Below are 2,570 nucleotides of genomic sequence, written 5' to 3'. Positions count from 1 at the left end.
CGATGGGCGATGCAAGGTCGATGGAATACAAGGCGGGGCTGTCGGCCCGCGATGTCGCAGAGTTCACGCAGGGCAGGCCGGTCACAAGGTTGTCGTCGAACGAAAACCCCTTTGGCCCGTCGTCCAAAGCCATAGCCGCAGCGCAGGCGGCGTTGCAGGACGCCAACCTTTACCCTGAACGCACCGACGCAGCGCTTTGCACAGCACTGGCGCAGTTTCACGGGCGTGGGCTGACACCTGATCACTTCTTTGCCGCCAATAGCGGGGTCGAGGTTCTGTCCCTCATCGAAGATGCCGTACTGTGCGACGGGGCCGAGGCGATCATCTGCCCACCGTGTTTCGGAGCCTATGTGGCGTCGCTCAAGAAAAAGGGCGCGAGATTGCGAATGGTCGATCTGGTCGGCGCGAATTATGCGGTGGATGTTGACGGTATCCTGGCTGCCGTAACGCCGCAAACCCGGCTGGTGTATCTGTGCAACCCGAACAACCCCACCGGCACCTGGTTTGGCGAAGATGTTCTGAGCGCTATTCTGGACGGTCTGCCCGACCATGTGACCCTGATCTATGATGAGGTCTATTACCAGTTCGCCACCGAACATGGCCTGCCGGATGCGATCCGCCATGTGAAAGACGGGCGAAATATTGTCATCGTCCACAGCTTCTCCAAGGCTTATGGGCTGGCGGGGATGCGGCTGGGCTATGGGATCGCGCGCCCGGATATGGTCGCGCGCATTCAGCGCCTGAAACGGGCGTTTCATATAAACTCGGTCGGGCTGGCCGCTGCCATCGCCGCATTGGATGACGCCGCGCATCTGGCCCGCACGGTCGACAACAACCACGACCAGCGGGTGAAACTGGCTGATGGTCTATGCGCGCTGGGGCTGGAGGTCACGCCCAGCCAAGCCAATTTCGTGATGTTCCGATGCCCTGAAGGTCACGACGCCGACAGCCTGACCAAGGCGCTGGTGCAACAGGCCGTTATGGTCCGCCCGGCTTTCAACCTGCCAAACCACATCCGCGCGACCATCGGCACGCCGGACGACAATCAGCGGCTGCTGGCCGCGCTGACAACCCTTCTGGACCAAGACGCATGACGCAGCAGATGACAGGTGGCGAGGCCGCCGTACTTTCGCTCCACAAGCAGGGCGTGAAAACCGTGTTCGGCCTGCCCGGGGTACAGAATGACTGGCTGTATAACGCCTTCTACGACCACCGCTCGAAATTCCGCATCATCCATACCCGGCATGAACAGGGCGCGGCCTATATGGCGCTGGGGGCGGCGCTGGCGACCGGTGAGAAATCGGTTTTCAACGTGGTGCCCGGCCCCGGAGTTTTGAACGCGACCGCCGCCCTGTCCACCGCGTATGCGCTGAACGCCAAGGTGTTTTGCCTGACCGGCCAAATCCCTTCGCACAAGATCGGGCGGCAGATGGGAGAGCTGCATGAGATCGAAGGCCAGCTTCAGATCATCCGCAACCTGACCAAATGGGCGGAACGGGCGAATGATCCGGCGGCAATACCCGGTCTGATGGCTGAGGCGTTCCGCCAGATGGACTCGGGCCGCCCCCGCCCGGTCGGGTTGGAAATTCCAATGAATGTACTGGCCGCCTCCGGGCCGGTTGACCTAGACCCGGACATAACGACCCTGGATATCCCGCCCGTGCCGGAAGAGGCGCTGGAACAGGCCGCTCAACTGCTTGGACAGGCTGAGAACCCGATGATCTTCGTGGGCAGCGGCGCGCTGGATGCCAGCCCGGCCATTCGCAGGCTGGCTGAAACCCTGCAGGCCCCTGTCGTGGGCTACCGGACCGGGATGGGCATTGTCGATGCGCGCAGCCCCTATGCACTGCACCTGCCTGCCTCCCGACCGCTATGGGACAAGGCGGACGTGGTCCTGTCAATCGGCAGCAACATGCGGGTGCCGATGGGCAAGTGGATCAAGACCCATCACCCCAAGATCATCCGTATCGACACCGACCCTGCAACGCATGAGATTTTCGCCGAACCCACGCTCGCCATCACCGCCCGGGCCGAGGCTGCGGTGCCGTTTCTGCTGGACCGGCTTGAGGTCCACAACCGCCTGCGCGCCTCACGCCGTGACGAACTGCTGGAGGCCAATGCGAACTGGGCCAAACGCGCGGCGGTGCTGGAGCCGCAGATCACCTATCTGAACCTCATCCGCGAGGCGTTGGGTGAGGACGGCATTTTTGTCGATGAACTGACCCAGGTCGGGTTTGCCAGCCGCATCGTCTATCCGGTCTATCACCCGCGCACCTATATCTCGACTGGTTATCAGGGCACGCTGGGCTACGGCTTTCCCACCGCGCTGGGCGTCAAGGTGGCGCGTCCTGATGTGCCGGTTGTCTCGGTCACAGGGGACGGAGGGTTCATGTTCGGTGTGCAGGAACTGGCCACGGCGGTGCAGCACAAAATCCCGCTGGTCACGGTGGTGTTCAACAACAACCAGTACGGAAACGTGCAGCAGATGCAAAAGAACAACTACGGCGGGCGGGTCATTGCCACCGATCTGGTCAACCCCGATTTCTGCCGCATGGCTGACAGTTTTGGCG

At 62.1% G+C, this 2,570-nt stretch carries 2 protein-coding genes; both read left to right on the top strand.

What is annotated here, in order from left to right; all coding sequences use genetic code 11:
- Positions 1–1,094 (top strand): histidinol-phosphate transaminase (locus MPJ51_RS21725; RefSeq protein ID WP_298391149.1); only part of this gene is annotated, 1,094 nt, incomplete at its 5' end.
- Positions 1,091–2,570: thiamine pyrophosphate-dependent enzyme (locus tag MPJ51_RS21720; RefSeq protein ID WP_298391147.1), on the top strand; the 1,480-nt coding region annotated here is incomplete at its 3' end. The genes MPJ51_RS21725 and MPJ51_RS21720, both read left to right, overlap by 4 nt.

This window comes from Ruegeria sp. (genome assembly GCF_028066395.1).
Taxonomy (GTDB): Bacteria; Pseudomonadota; Alphaproteobacteria; order Rhodobacterales; family Rhodobacteraceae; genus Ruegeria.
This window is presented reverse-complemented; position numbering and strand designations above follow the sequence as displayed.